Below are 18,448 nucleotides of genomic sequence, written 5' to 3'. Positions count from 1 at the left end.
ATCATGAGCAGGCAGGCCGATGCAGTGCGACCGCACAGAGGGCGCATGAAGCGCCCGTCATCACTAATCCGACCAAGGGGCCGAGGGGCCCGGTCAACCCAAGGAATGCCATGCCAGGCGTGCATGAACCCGCGGGCGCAGTGCCTGCGCTCCAACGTTATCTGGAATCGCTGCCGCGCCAGCCGCTGGCTGACCGGCAATTGTGGCGCGACGCGCGCGGGCAGGTGCAGGGCCAGTTCTTCAACTGCTCGCTGACCAGCGCGTTCGAGCCGCTGGTGACGCTGGCAGACCGGCAGCTGGTGGCGCATGAAGGTTCGATCCACACCTACGCAGAGGACGGCGTGGGCCTGGCGGCATGGAAGCTGTTTGCGATGGCGGCCGACGACAACACCCTGGTGTCGCTGGACCGGCTTTCGCGCCTGCTGCATGCCATCAACTACTTTGCCGCCGAAGGCGAGCACAAGCTGGTGCTGAACGTGCATAACCGGCTGCTGGCCGCGGTCACCGACGACCACGGCGCTGTCTTCCGGCGCGCATTGCAGTCGCTGGGCCTGCCGCTGGAGCGCTTTGTGATCCAGGTGCCGGCCAGCGCCAATGACGACCTGGCATTGCTGTTGCATGTCGTTGGCAACTATCGGCGCAACGGTTTCGCGGTAAGCCTGCAGGCGTCGGATCCGGCGGAAGCCGGTGCGCTGATGGCGCACGCGTTGCCGGACTGGCTCAAGCTGGACATGCGCCGCACCTGGACCGACCGTCAGCTGTCGGGCCTGCGTGCCAGCGCGGCCAACGCTGGCGTAACGCTGATCGGGCGGCGCCTGCAGAGCGCCGAAAGCATCGAGCGCCTGCAGGCCGCGGGCATCGGCCTGGGGCAGGGCGCCTTCGCCGGCGCGCCGGTCAGTGCGGCAGGGCTGCGCACAGGCCTGGCGAGCGCCGCGCATGCATTGGACAAGGAGGTGGTATGACCCAAGCGAACCGGCTATCCGGCGGCCATGGCACGCGCCTGGACATTCCGCGGCACCTGCAGGTGCTGACCGTGCCGGGGCTGCACGGCAGCGGCCCGGGACACTGGCAGAGCCGCTGGGAGCAGCGCTTCCCCGACTGGCAGCGGGTGGAGCAGCACGACTGGTCGCGCCCCAGCCTGCCGCTGTGGGCCGAGCGCGTCTCCGAAGGCGTGATGCGCGCCCAGCGCGTGGCCGCGCGCGGCGCGGTGCTGGTGGCGCACAGCTTCGGCTGCCTGGCGTCGTTGCGCCAGGCGGCGCTGGATCCGGTCGGCATTGCCGGCGCATTGCTGGTGGCGCCGGCCGATCCGGACAAATTTGGCGTGGCGGCGCTGCTGCCGACCTACCGGCTGCCGTTCCCGACCATCCTGGTCGCCAGCCGCAACGACCCCTGGATGCCGCAGCGCACCGCTTTCAGCTGGGGCACGCTGTGGGGCAGCGAACTGGTCGATGCGGGCAGCCTGGGCCACATCAATGCCGATTCCGCACTGGGCGAGTGGCCTGAAGGCCTCGCGCTGCTCGATACCCTGGTCCAGCGCATCGCGCAGGCAGGCGATGCCGGCTCCGTAAGTGAGTCATCCGGCGCCTGGGAGACGGGCATCGAGGTGGTGTCTACCGTCCCTTATATCTAAACCGTCTAAGAAAATTCATAAAGATTCGTTCTGTTTATAAGGACGACTCTGCAGAATCTGTCTCGTAAGCCGGCGCAATATGCGCTGGCGTCATAAAGAACGGCCCGCCGGGTGCCAGCCATCAGGGTCCGGCGGCGCACCGCTCACAGACGAGACGACATGCCTCCATCCATTTCCCTGGCGGACACGCCGCCAGCCGCCCCTCGCGCCCCTGATTCCGGCGCCGCGCGCGCGCCGCGCAGCCCGTCCAGGCAGCGCTTTACGGTGCTCCCCGGCTTCGGCCTGTCGCTGGGCTTCACGCTGTTCTACCTGACGCTGATCGTCCTGATCCCGCTGTCGGCCACGTTCCTGAAGACCTTCACGATGACGTGGGACGCGTTCTGGACTTCGGTCACGGCGCCGCGCGTGGTGGCGTCGCTGCAGCTGAGCTTTGGCGCGTCGCTGGTGGCGGCCATCGTCAATACGGTGTTCGGGCTGGTGGTGGCCTGGGTGCTGGTGCGCTACCGCTTCCCGGGCAAGCGCCTGATCGACGCGCTGGTGGACCTGCCGTTCGCGCTGCCCACGGCGGTGGCCGGTATCGCGCTGACGGCGCTGTTTGCCGGCAATGGCTGGATCGGCCGCTATCTCGAGCCGCTTGGCATCAAGGTCGCGTTCACGCCGCTGGGGGTGGTGGTGGCGCTGACCTTTATCGGCCTGCCGTTCGTGGTGCGCACGGTGCAGCCGGTGCTGGAGGATGTTGAGCAGGAGCTGGAGGAGGCCGCTGCCAGCCTCGGCGCCAACCGCCTGCAGACTTTCCAGCGCGTGATCCTGCCCGCCATCCTGCCGGCGCTGCTGACGGGGTTTGCGCTATCGTTCGCGCGCGCCACCGGCGAGTACGGCTCGGTGGTCTTTATCTCCGGCAACATGCCGATGGTGTCGGAGATCGCACCGCTGATGATCTATTCCAAGCTGGAGCAATACGACTACGCCGGCGCCACCGCGGTGGCGGTGGTGATGCTGGTGATTTCCTTCGGGCTGCTGTTGCTGATCAACCTGCTGCAGGCCTGGACGCGCCGCCATCAATCCGGTGTGCGCGCCGCGCTGGCACCTGAAGCGCCCGCCACGGGCAAGGAGTTCTGACATGGCCGGCGCAGTTGCGGGACGCCTGGGCGGGCAAGGCAACGCCCCGGCCCATCACAGGTTTGACGCCACCGGCGAAGCGCCGTGGGTGCGCTACACGCTGATCACGGTGGCGGTGCTGTTCCTCACGCTGTTCCTGTTCGTGCCGCTGGCTTCGGTGTTCTATGAAGCCTTGCGCAAGGGCGTGCAGACCTACTGGGAAGCGTTGATCGAGCCCGACGCACTCGCCGCGATCCAGCTCACGCTGACAGTGGCGGCGATCGCGGTGCCGCTGAACGTGGTGTTCGGCGTGGCGGCGGCCTGGGCCATCGCCAAGTTCGACTTCCGCGGCAAGAACCTGCTGATCACGCTGATCGACCTGCCGTTCTCGGTGTCGCCGGTGATCTCCGGCCTGGTCTACGTGCTGCTGTTCGGTGCGCAGGGCTGGCTGGGGCCGTGGCTGGAAGCGCACGACATCAAGATCATGTTCGCGGTGCCGGGCATCGTGCTGGCCACCATCTTCGTGACCTTCCCCTTTGTTGCGCGCGAGCTGATCCCGCTGATGCAGGCGCAGGGCAGTGAAGAGGAAGAGGCCGCGATCGTGCTGGGCGCCTCGGGCTGGCAGACCTTCCGCCATATCACGCTGCCCAATATCCGCTGGGGCCTGCTGTATGGCGTGATCCTGTGCAATGCGCGGGCGATGGGCGAGTTCGGCGCGGTCTCGGTGGTATCGGGCCATATCCGCGGACTGACCAACACCATGCCGCTGCATGTTGAGATCCTCTACAACGAGTACAACTTCGCGGCGGCCTTTGCGGTGGCTTCGCTGCTGACGCTGCTGGCGCTGGTCACGCTCGGCATCAAGACGCTGGTGGAATTGCGCGCCCGCAAGGAAATCGAAGAGGCTGCACCAGAGCGGCCGCTGGCAAGTTTGCAAGGACAAGCATCATGAGCATCCAGGTCAAGAACGTAGAGAAGCGCTTTGGCGACTTTGTCGCGCTGGACAACGTCTCGCTCGATTTCGACGAAGGCGAGCTGACCGCGCTGCTGGGGCCGTCCGGCTGCGGCAAGACCACGCTGCTGCGCATCATCGCCGGCCTGGAGCGCGCCGATGCGGGCCAGATCGTGCTGGCCGGGCGCGATGCCTCGGACCAGCATGTGCGCCAGCGCCAGGTGGGTTTCGTGTTCCAGCACTATGCGCTGTTCAAGCATATGAGCGTGTTCGAGAACGTGGCCTTCGGCCTGCGCGTCAAGCCGCGCGCCGAGCGCCCGGGCGAAGCGCAGATCCGCGACAAGGTGCGTTCGCTGCTGGAGCTGGTGCAGCTCGACTGGCTCGCCGACCGCTACCCGTCGCAGCTCTCCGGCGGCCAGCGCCAGCGTATCGCGCTGGCGCGCGCGCTGGCGGTGGAGCCGCGCGTGCTGCTGCTGGACGAACCGTTCGGCGCGCTCGATGCCAAGGTGCGCAAGGAGCTGCGCCGCTGGCTGCGCCGCCTGCACGATGAACTGCACGTGACCAGCGTGTTCGTCACCCATGACCAGGAAGAAGCGCTGGAAGTGGCCGACCAGGTGGTGCTGATGAACCGCGGCCATGTGGAGCAGTACGGCTCGCCCGAGGCGGTCTACAACCATCCGGCCACGCCCTTCGTGTTCGGCTTCCTCGGCAACGTGAACCTGTTCCATGGCCGCCTGGAAGTGGGCGAGAGCGGCGGCCTGCTGCATACCGGCGAGGCGGTGCTGCCGGTGGTCGGCAGCGGCCATGAAGCCGCCGGCGACGCGGTGGCCTATGTGCGCCCCCATGACCTCGACCTGGAACGCTATTCGCCCGGCGCCGACGGCATCGCCGTGACGCTGCGCCGCGCGCTGACGCTGGGCCCGGTGGCGCAGCTTGAACTCGAACGTGAAGACAACCAGGACGTGATCGAAGTCGCGCTGCCGCTGGAGCGCTTCCGCCATGCGGGCTTCCGCGAAGGCGAACTGCTCGCGGTGCGCCCGCGCCAGCTGCGTGTGTTCACGCAACCGCGTACCACGTCCACCCAACAAGAAAAGGCGACGTCATGAACTTCCAGCAACTCCGATCGATCCGCGAGGCGGTGCGCCGCCAGTTCAACCTGACCGAAGTCGCCAACGCGCTCTACACCTCGCAGCCCGGCGTGTCGCGCCAGATCCGCGAGCTGGAAGAAGAACTGGGGGTGGAGATCTTCGAGCGCTACGGCAAGCGCCTGACCGGCCTGACCGAGCCCGGGCGCGAGATCGTGCGCATCGTCGAACGCCTGCTGCTGGAGGCCGAGAACCTGCGCCAGGCCGGCGACGAATACGCCGGCCGCCATACCGGCCGCCTGACCGTTGCCACCACCCACACCCAGGCACGCTATGCACTGCCGCGCGTGGTGCAGGCCTTCCGCCGCGAATACCCGCATGTGACGCTGGCACTGCAGGAGGCGTCGCCCACGCATATCGTTGAGCTGCTGCTGACGGGGCAGGCCGATATCGGCATCGCCACCGAGGCCCTGGCCACCGAGGCCGGGCTGACCTCGTTCGAGGCCTACAGCTGGCAGCACGTGCTGGTGGTCTCGCCCGGCCATCCGCTCACGCGCTTGCCCGAGCCCACGCTCGAAGACGTGGCCGGCTTCCAGCTCATCACCTACGACGCCGGCTTCACCGGCCGCCGCAAGATCGACAGCGCCTTTGCCGAGGCCGGCCTGCAGCCGGAGATCGTGCTGACCGCGCTGGACGCCGACGTGATCAAGACCTACGCCGAACTGGACCTGGGCGTGGGCATCATTGCCTCGATGGCCTATGACGAGCGCAAGGATTCCGGCCTGGTGCGGATCTCGGCCGACCACCTGTTCGCGCCCAACACCACCAGCGTGGCGGTGCGGCGGGGTGCCTACCTGCGCGGCTATGCGCACGCCTTTATCAACATGTTTGCGCCGCACCTGTCGCCCGACACCGTCAGCAGCGCGCTGTCCGAGCAGGAGCGCCAGGCCCTGGCGGCCTGATTCCGGCCTGGTTGCGGACGGCCGTCAGGCGGCGCAGGGGCCACCCGAGCGCCGCCGGCCTGCGCCGTCCGCCCCGGCACGGTGCCGTTCGCGCCCCGTGCCCGCCGTTCGTCGCAAGAGACTTTCTTCGTGCCCGGGTGAGGGGTACATTGCTTGCACGTGCCCGCGGCTTGCCGTCCGGCGAGCGCCGCACGTGCACCGCAGTGCAACAAAGCTTGCGCGCGGCCGCCGGTCTGCAAGGGCCGGACAAGGGAGAGAGAGACGATCATGCGCGACGACGAACCGCTGCTGCGCTGGCAGTGGCGCGGCTATGCCCGCAACCACCAGCATCCCCGCAACCTGCTGCTGCATATCGTGGCCGTGCCGATGTTCATGGCTGGCACCGTGCTGGGCCTCTACGGCCTGTTGCGCCTGAGCCTGCCGGCGGTGGCGCTGGGGCTGGTGTGCATGGGCATGTCGATGGCCCTGCAGGGCCGGGGGCACCGGCTGGAAGCCCACGCGCCGGAACCGTTTGCCGGGCCGGCGGACATCGCCGGCCGCATCCTGGCCGAGCAGTGGATCACCTTCCCGCGCTATGTGCTGTCCGGCCAATGGTGGCGCGCGCTGGCCGGCCGGCGTGCCGGGCAGGGCGGCTGAGGTGGCCAGCGCTGCCCGCCTCATCACATTCCCGCATTGCGCCAGGCTCAGTCCGCGCTAACATGAACGCCATGGACCGCTGCTTCTCCAACGTCGCCACCGCCATCCCCTCCCGGCTCAATATCCTCGGCCGCGACCTTCTGTTCGTGCTGTGCATGAACTCGGTGATCGCCATCAGCCTGAACTACGGCTTCCAGACCGGCGGCAGCCTGTGGCACAACTTTGTCTACAGCCAGCTGATCGGCCTGTCGATCTGGGTGCTGATCGACATTCCGCGCGTGGTGATCTGGTGGAACGACCGGCCGCGCCGCTGGCCGTTCCTGCTGCTGGCCGCCGCCGCGGTGCCCGCGGGCGTGGTGTTCGGCAGCTGGGCCACGCGCGTGGCACTGGACCTGCCGCCCAAATCCGCGGACGAAGCCGGCGGCATGCTGCGCATGTGCCTGGTGGTGGGCATGCTGGCCGCGGCCTCGATGATCTATTTCTACTGGTCGCGCGAGAAGCTCGCGTCGCTCGAGCGCCAGGCCGCGCTGGACGCCCTGCAGCGCGAGGAAGCCGAAAAGCAGCTGGTGCGCGCGCAGCTGATGGCGCTCCAGGCGCAGATCGAGCCGCATTTCCTGTTCAACTCGCTGGCCAACCTCGACGGGCTGATCGCCACCGACCCGCCCGCCGCGCGCCAGCTGCTGCAGCGCCTGATCGGTTTCCTGCGCATGTCGCTGGCGCATACCCGCGCCGAGCAATGCACGCTGCGGCAGGAGTTCGAGCTGCTGAGCAGCTACCTGGACATCCAGGGCATGCGCTTCGGCCAGCGGCTCTCGTTCGACATCGACCTGCCGCGCGAACTGGCGAAGGTGGAGATCCCGCCCATGCTGATCCAGCCGCTGGTGGAAAACGCGGTCACGCACGGCATCGAGCCCTGCATGATCGGCGGCCATATCCGGCTGTCGGCGCGCGCGGCCGGCGACAATGCGGTGCAGGTCATCATCGCCGATACCGGCGTGGGCTTCGGCCATGCCTCGGGCAAGGGCTCGGGCCTGGGCATTACGCACGTGCGCGAGCGGCTGGCGCGTATCTTTGGCGCGGCGGCCTCCATGCAGATGGAAGAGAACACCCCGAGAGGCGTGGTGGTGCGGCTGACGCTGCCGCTGGAGCGCCCGGCCGAAGCGCCCACCCTGACCCAGACAGTCACCAGCGTGCCGGAGGGCATGCCAGTATCGACGCCGGCCATGCAACGGCTCTGAGGCGCACCGCCTGCCAGCACGCCTGACAAGACGAACGGCTGGCACCGCCCGTGGGCGGTGCCGCTGACAACGTCAGGACCCATCCACCACCCCAACGCCCCCATGACCCCGACCCTTCTGATCGCCGACGACGAAGCGCTGCTGGCGCGCGTGCTGGAATCCGAACTGATGTCGCTGTGGCCCGAGGCCCGTATCGTTTCCGTGGTCCACGACGGCGTGGCCGCGCTGGCGGCGGCACGCGAGCACCAGCCGCGGGTGGCCTTCCTGGATATCCGCATGCCGGGAATGAGCGGCATGGACGTGGCGCGCGAACTGATCGAATTCGACACCCCGCCGCTGGTGGTCTTCGTGACCGCATACGACCAGTTCGCGCTGGAGGCGTTCGAGCGCGCCGCGGTGGACTATGTGCTCAAGCCGGTCCAGCGCGAACGGCTTGAGGCCACGGTGCAGCGCCTGAAGGACCGCCTGGCCGGCCCCGCCGACGATGAAGACACCGAGGCCGAAGCCTCGATCGCGGAGACGGACCGGCTTGGCCAGCTGCTGGCGCGGCTGGAATCGCTGGAGCATGCCACGCCAGGCCCGGGCGGCGCGCCGCAGCGGCAGTACCTGCGCTTTATCAAGGCACTGGTGGGGCAGGAGGTGCGCATCATCCCCGTGGACGAAGTCATCTACCTGGAGGCCACCGACAAGTACGTCAACGTGGTCTCCGGCGCCGGCGAAGCGCTGATCCGCACCAGCCTGCGCGAGCTGACGCAGCAGCTGGACCCGGAGCGCTTCTGGCAGGTGCACCGCGGCACCGTGGTCAATATCACCTGCGTGGCCAGCGCGGTCAATCAGTCGCTGGGACGGCTGTCGCTGCGGCTGCGCGACCGTCCTGAACTGCTGCCGGTGGCGCGACAGTACGCGCACCTGTTCAAGCAGATGTGAGGCATGCCCGCGGGCGGCGTGGCCGCCACCTGGCTGCAGAGGGCAGGGCTTTTCCTCTATGATGCGGGCTTCGGCCCGTATTTTTTGGGCTGCCGCCTCCTGTCCTGCCGCATAGCCCCTGCCACCAGCGCCATGTCCACCGCCGCACTCGATCCCACGCGCAATCCCCTTCGTCATGACGCCCAGGTGATCGGGCTGGTTGGCCTGGCCCACGGGGTCTCCCACTTCTACCACCTGCTGCTGGCTCCGCTGTTCCCGTGGATCAAGGCGGAATTCGGCCTGAGCTATGCCGAGCTGGGCCTGCTGATGACGGTGTTCTTCGCGGTCTCGGCGGTGGTGCAGACCGCGTCCGGCTTTGTGGTCGACCGCTTCGGCGCGCGGCCGGTGCTGTTCGCCGGGCTGGCCTTCCTGGGCGCCGCGGCCTTGCTGCTGTCGACCAGTTCAGGCTACGCCGCACTGTTGTTCGGCGCGGCCGTGGCGGGGTTGGGCAACGGTGTATTCCACCCGGCCGACTTCACGCTGCTGAACAAGCATGTGTCGCAGCCCCGGCTGGGCCATGCGTTCTCGGTGCACGGCATTTCCGGCAACCTGGGCTGGGCCGCGGCGCCGCTGTTCCTGGTGGCGGTCGCCAACCTGGCCAGCTGGCGCGTGGCGCTGGCGGCGGCCTCGGCGGTGGCCTTTATCGTGCTGGCCGTGCTGGTAGTGCTGCGCCATGTGCTGGACCCGCGCGAAGTGCAGGGCGCCGTGGGCCGGCCCGCGGCCAAGGCTGCGGCAGGGGTGGCCACAGCCGGCGGCAGCGTGCTGGGCTTCCTGCGGCTGCCGCAGGTATGGGTGTGCTGGGCTTTCTTCCTGCTGACCACGTTCTCCGCAGCCGGCATCCAGAGCTTTGCCCCGACCGCGCTGACCTACCTGTACGGCATGCCCTTCACGCTGGCGACCGCGTCCTACACCATCTACATGCTGTGCAGCGCCGGCGGCATGATCGTCGGCGGCTTTGCCGCCGGCCGCACCAGCAACCATGACCGGCTGATCGCGGTGAGCTTCACGGTGTCGGGGCTGATGGCGGTGCTGGTCGGGCTGAACCTGGTGCCGGCGCTGCTGGTGCCGGTGCTGATGGGCGTGATCGGCTTTGGCGCCGGTACCGCCGGGCCGTCGCGTGACCTGCTGGTGCGCGCCGCCGCCCCCGCCGGTGCCACCGGGCGCGTCTATGGCGTGGTCTACTCGGGCCTGGATATCGGCCTGGCGTGCGGCCCGCTGTTCTTCGGTGCGCTGATGGATGCAAAGCTGCCGGCCTGGGTGTTCTTCATGATCGGCGGTTTCCAGCTGCTGTCGATCTTCACCGCGGTGACAGTGGGCAACGGCAACCGCTCGCGCCGCGGCGCGGCGGCGGGCCAGGCGGAGGCCGCCTAGCCCGGGCCGGGCCACCCAAGCACCGCCTTCCGAATTCGATCGCCTGAGGATGCTTTCATGTCAATGACGCCGGCCAATACCACCCAGCCTGACGATTCCGAACACGGCACGCCGCTGCCGGGCGGCCATATCCTGGTCGATGCGCTGCTGGCGCACGGCGCCGAGCTGGCCTTCGGCGTGCCGGGCGAAAGCTACCTGGCCGTGCTCGACGGCTTCCACCGCCGCCGCGACCAGTTGCGCTTCATCATCTGCCGCCAGGAGGGCGGGGCCGCGGTGATGGCCGAGGCCTACGGCAAGCTGACCGGCCGCCCCGGGCTGGCCTTCTGCACGCGCGGGCCGGGCGCCACCAATGCCAGTATCGGCGTGCACACCGCCTTCCAGGACTCGACGCCGATGATTCTGTTCATCGGCCAGGTCGGCACCGACTTCATGGACCGGGAGGCCTTCCAGGAAATCGACTACCGCCGCATGTTCGGCCAGATGGCCAAGTGGGTGGCGCAGATCGACCGGGTCGAACGCATCCCCGAATACATTGCGCGCGCCTACCAGACCGCCACCTCGGGCCGTCCGGGCCCGGTGGTGCTGGCGCTGCCCGAAGACATGCTGGCGCAGACTGCCGCCGTGCCGCAGTTGCAGGCCTACCAGCGCGTCATGAGCTGGCCCGGCGAGGCCGACCTGGCGCGGCTGGCCGAGATGCTCGACGCCGCCGAGCGTCCCTTCGTGCTGGCCGGCGGCAGCGGCTGGACGCCGCAGGCCTGCGCCGACCTGCAGGCCTTTGCCGAGCGCTTCGCGCTGCCGGTGGGCTGCGCCTTCCGCGGCCAGGACCTGTTCGACAACCGCCATCCCAACTACGCCGGCGATGTCGGCATCGGCATCAACCCGGCGCTGGCCGAGCGCGTCCGCAACGCCGACCTGGTGCTGGCCGTCGGCCCGCGCCTGGGTGAGATGACCACCGGCGGCTACGCGCTGATCGCCGCGCCGCGTCCCGCGCAAAAGCTGATCCACGTGCACGCCGGCGCCGAGGAACTGGGCAGCGTCTACCAGGCCGACCTGATGATCCAGGCCTCGATGCCGGCCATCGCCGCGCGCCTGGCCGGCCTGCAGCCTCCCGCCGAGCCGCGCTGGCAGGCGTGGACAGAAGCCACGCACGCCGACTACGAACGCTACCTGCAGCCGCCCCCATTTACTGGACAGGGCGTCGACATGGCCGAAGTCATCCGCACGCTGGACCAGCTGCTGCCGGCCGACGCGGTCGTGACCAATGGCGCCGGCAACTACGCCGGCTGGCTGCACCGGTATTTCCACTACCGCCCGTTCACCAGCGGCGGCCGCGGCCAGCTGGCCCCGACCAGCGGCGCGATGGGTTATGGCGTGCCGGCGGCGGTCGGCGCCAAGATCGCGTTCCCGCAACGCACCGTGGTGGCGCTGGCCGGCGATGGCTGCTTCCTGATGAATGGCCAGGAACTGGCTACGTCGATGCAGTACCAGGCGCCGGTGATCTTCATCGTCGTCAACAACGGCATGTACGGCACCATCCGGATGCATCAGGAGCGCGAATACCCGACCCATGTCTCGGGCACCGAGCTGCACAACCCCGACTTTGCCGCGCTGGCGCGCGCCTATGGCGCGCGCGGCGCCACCGTGACCACGACCGAAGCCTTTGCCCCGGCATTGCGCGAGGCATTGGCCGCGCCGGTCTCCACGCTGATCGAGATCCAGGTGGACCCGGACGTGATCACGCCGCGCACCACGCTGAGCGCCATCCGCGCGCAGGCGCTGGCCAGCCAGCAACAGTGAGGCCGAGCTGCCCGACCGGATACTTTCTTACCTATCAGGAGACCATCGATGAAGCCTGTCACCACCGACCTGTGCGACGCGCATGAAGACCGCCTTGCCGACGGCACCTTGCGCGTGATGGCGCCGGTGTTTCGCGCCTTCGGCAAGCAGGGCGCCTTTGCCGGCCCCGCGGCTACGCTCAAGGTGTTCGAAGACAACTCGCTGGTGCGCACCGCGCTGGAAGCGCCGGGGCAGGGCCGCGTGCTGGTGATCGACGGCGGCGGCTCGCTGCGCTGCGCGCTGGTGGGCGGCAACCTTGGCCTGCTGGCCGAGAAGAACGGCTGGGTCGGCATCGTCGTCAACGGCTGCATCCGCGATACCGCCGAGCTGGACGTGTGCGACATCGGCATCCGCGCGCTCGCCGTGCATCCGCAGAAAAGCCAGAAGCGCAACGTCGGCGAAAGCGACGTCGCGGTGCAGATGCCCGGCGCGGTGGTGCGCCCGGGCAACTGGATCTACGTCGATGCCGACGGCGTGCTGGTCTCGGACGAAAGGCTGGGGAACTGAGCATGCCGCGCGTCTTTGTCTACGGCACGCTGCGCGCCGGCGAGGTCAACGACCTGAACGCCGCCGCGCAGCGCCACGGCATTGCCGCGCCCACGTTGCTGGGCACGGGGACGATCGCGGGCAGGCTCTTTGACTTCGGCACCTATCCCGGCCTGGTGCTGGACGCCAGTGGCGGGCCGGTCGTGGGCGATCTCTATGAGATTGCCGAGGCGCTGTTGCCGGTGCTCGACGAGATTGAAGAGGTTTATCCCGGCCAGGCCACGCTGTTCGTGCGCGAGGAACGGCCCGTGTTGCACAACGGCCAGCCTGTCGCCTGCCTGCTGTACCCGGTGGCCGAGTCCGCGGTGGCCACGCTGCCGCGCATCGACAGCGGCGACTGGGTGGCCTATCGCCGCGCACGCGATACCGCCGCGGCCTGAGCCCCGGCTCGTTTCAAACAGACGGCGCCCATTCGCGGCGCCGTTTGCTTTTGCGTAGCATGGCCGGCGATGACATCGAACAATGGAATCGACGGCCATGAACGCTCCGCAATCCCTGCCGCCGCAGGTCTTCCCCCGGCAGTTCTTTATCCACGCCGGCGACGTGCGGCTGTGCGCCACCAGTTGGGGCGAGCCCGGGCCAGGGCGGCCCACCATCGTCCTGGTGCACGGCTATCCCGACAGCAGCGAGGTCTGGCACGGCGTGGCGGCGCAGTTGGCGGGGCGCTTCCATGTGGTGGCCTATGACGTGCGCGGGGCAGGGCGCTCAACCGCGCCGTGCGCGACTGACGCTTACCGGCTGCAGAAGCTTGCCGATGATTTCATCGCAGTCATCGGCGCGGTCTCGCCGCAGCGCCCGGTGCACCTTGTCGGCCACGACTGGGGTTCGATCCAGAGCTGGGAGTTCGTGACCGACGCTCGGCTGCAAGGTCGCATCGCCTCATTCACCTCATGCTCCGGTCCCTGCCTGGACCACGCGGCAATCGGCCTGCGCGAACTGCGCGGGCAGCGGTCGCTGGCTGCGTTGGGCAAGACATTGAGGCAGCTGGCGGCATCCTGGTATATCGGCGCCTTCCATCTGCCGTGGCTGCCTGAGCTGACCTGGCGGCTGTGGCTCGGCCGTGCGTGGCCGCGCTACCTGCGCCTGACCGAGGGCCTGCGCACGGGGCCCAGCCTCACACAAACCGCCGACGGTTGCCATGGTGTGCGCTTGTACCGTGCCAACTTCCTGCCCGTACTGCGTGCCCCGCGCCACTGTCATGCCCATGCGCCGGTGCAGGTGATCGTGCCGTTGCATGACCGGTATGTGAAGCCGGCGCTGACTGAAGACGTGCACCGCTGGACCACGCAACTCTGGCGCCGCACCGTGCCCGCGCACCATTGGCTGCCGCTGGCCGACGCCCAGGGGTTTGCCATCATGGTGCGGGAATTTGTCGAGCATATGGAAGGGGAGCCGGCCTCACCGGCGCTGCTCGCCGCGCGCCTGCGCTAGCGGAGGCGGCGCATCCTGCGCATTTTTCACGATGTGGAAAGATGTTTTGGACCGCAAAAATACATGGTTTGCGTAGCACAACACCATTTCTCATGATGGAAGATTATGTCCCGCATCGTGAAATAAAATAGATAAGTCATTGAATTATTGAAAGAAAAAACTAAAGGGAAATTGCGGATCCAGGTTGTTGCAACGCGGGAGGGTTCTCTACACTCTTATATAAGACTCATGACCTGAGACGCGAGAAACGGCAGCGGACGCAGCAGCCCCACGACGCAGCCCAGCTCAGGTGATCAACAGATTCTCAGCCATCCCCGCATCATCAGGAGAGTGACCATGACCCGCCAAGAACAGATCCAGGCCCTGCAGAAAGACTGGGATACCAATCCCCGCTGGAAAGGGATCAAGCGCAATTTCACCGCCGAAGACGTGGTGCGCCTGCGTGGTTCGGTCCAGGTCGAGCACACCCTGGCCCGCCGCGGTTCCGAGAAGCTGTGGAACCTGCTGCACACGGAGCCGTTCGTCAACTCGCTCGGCGCGCTGACCGGCAACCAGGCCATGCAGCAAGTGAAGGCCGGCCTGAAGGCTATTTACCTGTCGGGGTGGCAAGTCGCAGGCGACGCCAACCTGGCCGGTGAAATGTACCCCGACCAGTCGCTGTACCCGGCCAACTCGGTGCCGCAAGTCGTCAAGCGCATCAACAACACCTTCCAGCGCGCCGACCAGATCCAGTGGAGCGAAGGCAAGGGCGACACCGACTTCTTCGCCCCGATCGTGGCGGATGCTGAAGCCGGTTTCGGCGGCGTGCTGAACGCGTTCGAACTGATGAAGTCGATGATCGAAGCGGGCGCCGCCGGCGTGCACTTCGAAGACCAGCTCGCTTCGGTGAAGAAGTGCGGCCACATGGGTGGCAAGGTGCTGGTGCCGACCCGCGAAGCCGTTGCCAAGCTGACCGCTGCCCGCCTGGCCGCCGACGTCTCGGGCGTGCCGACCCTGGTGATCGCCCGTACCGACGCCGAGGCCGCGGACCTGCTGACCTCGGACGTGGACGACAACGACAAGCCGTTCTGCACCGGCGAGCGCACCGTGGAAGGTTTCTACCGCGTGCGCAACGGCCTGGAGCAGTCGATCTCGCGCGCCCTGGCCTACGCTGAAGTGGCTGACCTGGTGTGGTGCGAAACCGGCAAGCCGGACCTCGAGTTCGCCAAGAAGTTTGCCGAAGCCGTGCACGCCAAGTTCCCGGGCAAGATGCTGGCCTACAACTGCTCGCCGTCGTTCAACTGGAAAAAGAACCTGGACGACGCGACCATCGCCAAGTTCCAGAGGGAACTGGGCGCGATGGGCTACAAGTTCCAGTTCATCACGCTGGCCGGCTTCCACTCGCTGAACTACTCGATGTTCAACCTGGCCTACGGCTACGCCCGCAACCAGATGAGCGCGTTCGTGGAACTGCAGGAAGCCGAATTCAAGGCCGCCGAGAAGGGTTTCACCGCGGTCAAGCACCAGCGCGAAGTCGGCACCGGCTACTTCGACGCCGTGACCCAGACCATCGAAGGCGGCCAGTCGTCGACGACCGCACTGAAGGGTTCGACCGAAGACGAGCAGTTCTTCGAAGACAAGAAAGTGGCCTGACTCTCCTGGTCACCCCTGCCGGAACGTGGGTCCGGCGGTTAAGGAAGGCGTGCGACCATCACGCCTTCTGATTTAGGCGCCGCGCCGTTCTCTCTCAGGGACGGCGCGTTTTTTTGTTTTCCAATGCTGGGGCGGGTTAGCGGGTAGCTGTTCAACGGGTGTTCAAAACTCAAACTCCATGCAGAGTTACCGCCCAAGCCTGGCCGGGCTCACGCCGGCTATTTAGAAGCCTGACGCGGGACAGGTCAATGCCCGCATCTTCCAGAGCGGCGCGCATTCTCAAGTTATGTGTGCCGCCTCTTTTGCTTCGTGCCTTACCGCCTTTTCAATTCTTCACAATTGGAAAGTTCTGAAGCGTCAGCGCAGTCCATGTGTCCGCACGTCTTTACGGAGTAGGGATCTTAGCGCGATTTCAATCTTGCTTAATTCTGTTTTCAGGCGTTTTGGGCTGCGTAATTAGGAATCGTCTGATTTATTCCCCACTTCGCTGCTCCTATTATCGAGGCCGCGTTGCTGCACTCTCATTGGCTGGTCGATGGACGACCGAGCCACTGGCTGCTGACGGCGGCGACAGTCCACTTTCCACGGAGCGTGATTGCATGGGTAGCCGATTGCGGTTTTCCTTTCGTACCGTCACCGTTTCCGGCGACGGTCTGCCGGAACTGTTGGGACAGCCACTGCTGCTGTTCTCCAAACTGTTTGGCACCGAGGGTATCAATTCCCTGTTCGAATACGAACTGGAACTGAAGACACCCGACGATCGCAACGTGCTATACGGGCCGGCGGGTGACTTCGATATGGAGGCCATGCAAGGCAAGGAGTTGACCGTCAGCATCGAGCTGGACGGCTCCGGCACCGATCTGGATGGCGGCTTCGGCAGCGGCAAGAGAGAGATTACCGGCCTCGTCACGGACGTACGCGGCCCCTACTACGAACACGAACGCATCCTGTACCGCCTGACCCTGCGCCCGTGGCTGTGGCTGGCCACGCTCACCAGCACCATCCGGCCTTATCAGAACATGACTGTGCTGGAAATCGTAGAGGCGGTGCTCAGCAAATACACTTTCCCGGTCGAGCGCCGCCTGCTGGATAGCCAGTATCCCAAGCGCCGATTTCAGATGCAGGCCGGCGAAACGGACTACCAGTTCGTGCGCCGCCTGCTCGCGGAATGGGGCGTGAATTTCCACTGGGAGCATTCGGATGGCCACCACCGCATGGTGCTGACCGATGGCAATGGCGCTTTCCGGAATATCCCCAGCCCTGCCTACCATGCCATCAGCTGGTATCCGTCCTCGGACCGGGTGGATGAGGAACACTTTCATGAATTCGAGGTGCGCGACCGGCTCGTCTCAGGGGCTTGGGCGCAAGGCGATTACGACCACAACCAACCGCGCGCCAACCTCAATGTCTGCGCCACCGACCCGCGCGACACCAGCCACGCAACCTATGAGCTGTATCACTGGCCGGGCGATTACGCCGAACCCAAGAGCGGCAACGACGCCCGCAAGGAAGGCGACATGCTGGCGCGCATCAACATGGAACGCCTGCGGCAGCACGGCGTACGGGCGCGCGGCAAGGGCAATGTGCGCGCGATGGCGCCGGGACACACCTTCACCCTCAAGCGATTCCTGCGCACCAAGGCAAACTGCGAGTACCTGATTTTTGCCACGCACCTGCTGATCGAGGACGTGGGCGAGTTCGCTGGCAGCGGCCAGTCCTGGCGCTGCGAGGTCGAATTCGAGGCGCAGCCCACTAGCGAAATCTTCCGGCCTGAGCGGGTCGAAAAGCCTTACATCGGCGGTCATCACAAAGCCAGGGTCGTCGGTCCAGCCAATCAGGAAATCTGGTGTGATGACCTGGGAAGGGTGCGCTGTCAATTTGTCTGGGACCGCTATGGCACCTACGACGAGAATAGCTCCTGCTGGATTCGCGTCACCGGCTTTTCCTCCGGCGACCGCTTCGGCAACACGCACCTGCCTCGCATCGGCCAGGAAGTCATTGTCATCTACGAGGGTGGCGACCCGGACCGGCCCCTCATCTTGGGACCGGTCAACAACCGGCTGAACCTGCCGCCGTGGGATCTGCCGAGCCAGCATGCCTTGTCCGGCTACCAGAGCAAGGAACTGTTCGGCGAGGGGCGCAACCACACGCTTTACGACGATACCCAAGGCCAGCAGCAGGTGCAGGTCGCTTCGGACCACCAGAACAGCCTGCTGGCGCTGGGCCACAACGTCCGCGTCAACGACTGGGAGGGGCGCAAGGACAAGCGCGGCGAAGGCTTTGAGCTTCGAACCGATGCGCATGGAGCACTGCGCGCCGCACTCGGCATGCTTATCACCACCTTCTCGCGCCGGAACGCCGAAGGCAACATGATGAATGTCAGCGACGTCATTCAGCTGATGCAACAGGCCCTGGATATCGCCAGCACCATGGGCGACAAGGCGACCGAGGCGCAGGCGCAAGATGGCGAACAGCCCGACATCGCAAAATTGCTGGAGAAGCAGCTTGAACAAATCAAGGGCGGTGGCGAGCTGAAGGAGTTCACGGCGCCGCACCTGGTATCAGGCAGCCCCGCTGGCATTGTTTCCACCGCAGCGGGTTCCACGCACATTGCCAGTGGCACGCATACCGCGTTGACTACCGGGGAGCACCTGTCCGTGACCACGGGCGGGGGCTTTTTTGCCAGCATTCGCAAGGCACTGCGCCTGTTCGTATATGAAGCCGGCATGAAGCTGGTTGCCAACATGGGCGACATCGACCTGCAAGCCCTGAAGAACAATATCAATCTGCTGGCAAGACTCCAGATCAACGCAACCGCAGAGAAGATTACCTTCAAGGCAAAGGAAGTGCTGCTGGATGGCGGCGGCAGCTACATCAAGCTGACCGAAGGCGGCATTGAGAACGGCACCAATGGCGGGTGGATCGTGCACGCGGCCAGCAAGAACCTGACCGGCCCCAGCAGTCTTCCGGTGGAACCAAAGGCCAGACAAGTTTGCCTGGAATGCCTGCTCAAGGCGGCCGCACGCAATGCCGCCGTGGTTCCTCGATAAATAACCAGGAACAGC

The 18,448-nt window shown here is 66.5% G+C and carries 16 protein-coding genes; all 16 read left to right on the top strand.

Annotation, left to right across the window (positions count from 1 at the left end):
• Nucleotides 1-110 precede the first annotated feature (110 nt).
• The 16 genes from AC3WLF_RS14230 (at nucleotide 111) to AC3WLF_RS14155 (ending at nucleotide 18,433) form a co-directional block, all read left to right on the top strand.
• On the top strand, nucleotides 111-962 hold the full coding sequence (locus AC3WLF_RS14230) for an EAL domain-containing protein (protein ID WP_492358412.1): 852 nt from the start codon (nucleotides 111-113) through the stop codon (nucleotides 960-962).
• A complete protein-coding gene (locus AC3WLF_RS14225) occupies nucleotides 959-1,630 on the top strand; it encodes an RBBP9/YdeN family alpha/beta hydrolase (RefSeq protein WP_492319973.1) in 672 nt (223 codons plus the stop codon). Before AC3WLF_RS14230 ends, AC3WLF_RS14225 begins: the two co-directional genes overlap by 4 nt.
• 159 nt (nucleotides 1,631-1,789) lie before the next feature.
• Nucleotides 1,790-2,749, top strand: a complete 960-nt coding sequence (gene cysT, locus AC3WLF_RS14220; protein WP_058697938.1) for a sulfate ABC transporter permease subunit CysT — start codon at nucleotides 1,790-1,792, stop codon at nucleotides 2,747-2,749.
• 1 nt (nucleotide 2,750) lies between these two features.
• Complete coding sequence (cysW, locus tag AC3WLF_RS14215) at nucleotides 2,751-3,680, top strand: sulfate ABC transporter permease subunit CysW (protein ID WP_492319974.1); 930 nt, start codon at nucleotides 2,751-2,753, stop codon at nucleotides 3,678-3,680.
• The gene (locus AC3WLF_RS14210; RefSeq protein WP_492353124.1) at nucleotides 3,677-4,786 is read left to right on the top strand and encodes a sulfate/molybdate ABC transporter ATP-binding protein; all 1,110 of its coding nucleotides are present in this window, start codon (nucleotides 3,677-3,679) and stop codon (nucleotides 4,784-4,786) included. Before cysW ends, AC3WLF_RS14210 begins: the two co-directional genes overlap by 4 nt.
• Complete coding sequence (locus AC3WLF_RS14205; RefSeq protein WP_010810505.1) at nucleotides 4,783-5,727, top strand: CysB family HTH-type transcriptional regulator; 945 nt, start codon at nucleotides 4,783-4,785, stop codon at nucleotides 5,725-5,727. Before AC3WLF_RS14210 ends, AC3WLF_RS14205 begins: the two co-directional genes overlap by 4 nt.
• A gap of 267 nt (nucleotides 5,728-5,994) precedes the next feature.
• A complete protein-coding gene (locus tag AC3WLF_RS14200) occupies nucleotides 5,995-6,363 on the top strand; it encodes a DUF962 domain-containing protein (RefSeq protein ID WP_010810506.1) in 369 nt (122 codons plus the stop codon).
• Nucleotides 6,364-6,425: 62 nt separating this feature from the next.
• Nucleotides 6,426-7,601 carry a sensor histidine kinase gene (locus AC3WLF_RS14195; RefSeq protein WP_492358411.1) on the top strand — a complete coding sequence of 392 codons (1,176 nt, stop codon included), beginning with the start codon at nucleotides 6,426-6,428 and terminating at the stop codon, nucleotides 7,599-7,601.
• 102 nt (nucleotides 7,602-7,703) lie between these two features.
• Nucleotides 7,704-8,528, top strand: a complete 825-nt coding sequence (locus AC3WLF_RS14190) for a LytR/AlgR family response regulator transcription factor (protein ID WP_010810508.1) — start codon at nucleotides 7,704-7,706, stop codon at nucleotides 8,526-8,528.
• A 132-nt stretch (nucleotides 8,529-8,660) separates the two neighbouring features.
• Nucleotides 8,661-9,938 carry an MFS transporter gene (locus tag AC3WLF_RS14185; RefSeq protein ID WP_492319977.1) on the top strand — a complete coding sequence of 426 codons (1,278 nt, stop codon included), beginning with the start codon at nucleotides 8,661-8,663 and terminating at the stop codon, nucleotides 9,936-9,938.
• A gap of 57 nt (nucleotides 9,939-9,995) precedes the next feature.
• A complete protein-coding gene (locus AC3WLF_RS14180; RefSeq protein ID WP_492352748.1) occupies nucleotides 9,996-11,735 on the top strand; it encodes a thiamine pyrophosphate-binding protein in 1,740 nt (579 codons plus the stop codon).
• A gap of 48 nt (nucleotides 11,736-11,783) precedes the next feature.
• The gene (rraA, locus tag AC3WLF_RS14175; protein WP_011615564.1) at nucleotides 11,784-12,281 is read left to right on the top strand and encodes a ribonuclease E activity regulator RraA; all 498 of its coding nucleotides are present in this window, start codon (nucleotides 11,784-11,786) and stop codon (nucleotides 12,279-12,281) included.
• A gap of 2 nt (nucleotides 12,282-12,283) precedes the next feature.
• On the top strand, nucleotides 12,284-12,700 hold the full coding sequence (locus tag AC3WLF_RS14170; protein WP_492319979.1) for a gamma-glutamylcyclotransferase family protein: 417 nt from the start codon (nucleotides 12,284-12,286) through the stop codon (nucleotides 12,698-12,700).
• An 82-nt stretch (nucleotides 12,701-12,782) separates the two neighbouring features.
• The gene (locus AC3WLF_RS14165) at nucleotides 12,783-13,751 is read left to right on the top strand and encodes an alpha/beta fold hydrolase (RefSeq protein WP_492319980.1); all 969 of its coding nucleotides are present in this window, start codon (nucleotides 12,783-12,785) and stop codon (nucleotides 13,749-13,751) included.
• Nucleotides 13,752-14,087: 336 nt separating this feature from the next.
• Nucleotides 14,088-15,383: an isocitrate lyase gene (aceA, locus tag AC3WLF_RS14160; RefSeq protein WP_010810514.1), complete on the top strand. Its 1,296-nt coding sequence runs from the start codon at nucleotides 14,088-14,090 to the stop codon at nucleotides 15,381-15,383.
• Nucleotides 15,384-15,982: 599 nt separating this feature from the next.
• Nucleotides 15,983-18,433, top strand: coding sequence for a type VI secretion system Vgr family protein (locus tag AC3WLF_RS14155; protein WP_492358410.1), 2,451 nt, complete (start codon nucleotides 15,983-15,985; stop codon nucleotides 18,431-18,433).
• Nucleotides 18,434-18,448: the final 15 nt, after the last annotated feature.

It is taken from the genome of Cupriavidus sp. FW306-01-F10A (assembly GCF_058782785.1).
The sequence above is the reverse complement of the archived record's forward strand: the minus strand, read 5'-3'. Positions and strand labels throughout refer to the sequence as shown.

Excerpts from the sequence above, each read along its gene's own strand:
- AC3WLF_RS14230 (WP_492358412.1), top strand. The coding sequence starts at position 111 with ATGCCAGGCGTGCATGAACCCGCGGGCGCAGTGCCTGCGCTCCAACGT.
- AC3WLF_RS14225 (WP_492319973.1), top strand. The coding sequence starts at position 959 with ATGACCCAAGCGAACCGGCTATCCGGCGGCCATGGCACGCGCCTGGAC.
- cysT (WP_058697938.1), top strand. The coding sequence starts at position 1,790 with ATGCCTCCATCCATTTCCCTGGCGGACACGCCGCCAGCCGCCCCTCGC.
- cysW (WP_492319974.1), top strand. The coding sequence starts at position 2,751 with ATGGCCGGCGCAGTTGCGGGACGCCTGGGCGGGCAAGGCAACGCCCCG.
- AC3WLF_RS14210 (WP_492353124.1), top strand. The coding sequence starts at position 3,677 with ATGAGCATCCAGGTCAAGAACGTAGAGAAGCGCTTTGGCGACTTTGTC.
- AC3WLF_RS14205 (WP_010810505.1), top strand. The coding sequence starts at position 4,783 with ATGAACTTCCAGCAACTCCGATCGATCCGCGAGGCGGTGCGCCGCCAG.
- AC3WLF_RS14200 (WP_010810506.1), top strand. The coding sequence starts at position 5,995 with ATGCGCGACGACGAACCGCTGCTGCGCTGGCAGTGGCGCGGCTATGCC.
- AC3WLF_RS14195 (WP_492358411.1), top strand. The coding sequence starts at position 6,426 with ATGAACGCCATGGACCGCTGCTTCTCCAACGTCGCCACCGCCATCCCC.
- AC3WLF_RS14190 (WP_010810508.1), top strand. The coding sequence starts at position 7,704 with ATGACCCCGACCCTTCTGATCGCCGACGACGAAGCGCTGCTGGCGCGC.
- AC3WLF_RS14185 (WP_492319977.1), top strand. The coding sequence starts at position 8,661 with ATGTCCACCGCCGCACTCGATCCCACGCGCAATCCCCTTCGTCATGAC.
- AC3WLF_RS14180 (WP_492352748.1), top strand. The coding sequence starts at position 9,996 with ATGTCAATGACGCCGGCCAATACCACCCAGCCTGACGATTCCGAACAC.
- rraA (WP_011615564.1), top strand. The coding sequence starts at position 11,784 with ATGAAGCCTGTCACCACCGACCTGTGCGACGCGCATGAAGACCGCCTT.
- AC3WLF_RS14170 (WP_492319979.1), top strand. The coding sequence starts at position 12,284 with ATGCCGCGCGTCTTTGTCTACGGCACGCTGCGCGCCGGCGAGGTCAAC.
- AC3WLF_RS14165 (WP_492319980.1), top strand. The coding sequence starts at position 12,783 with ATGGAATCGACGGCCATGAACGCTCCGCAATCCCTGCCGCCGCAGGTC.
- aceA (WP_010810514.1), top strand. The coding sequence starts at position 14,088 with ATGACCCGCCAAGAACAGATCCAGGCCCTGCAGAAAGACTGGGATACC.
- AC3WLF_RS14155 (WP_492358410.1), top strand. The coding sequence starts at position 15,983 with ATGGGTAGCCGATTGCGGTTTTCCTTTCGTACCGTCACCGTTTCCGGC.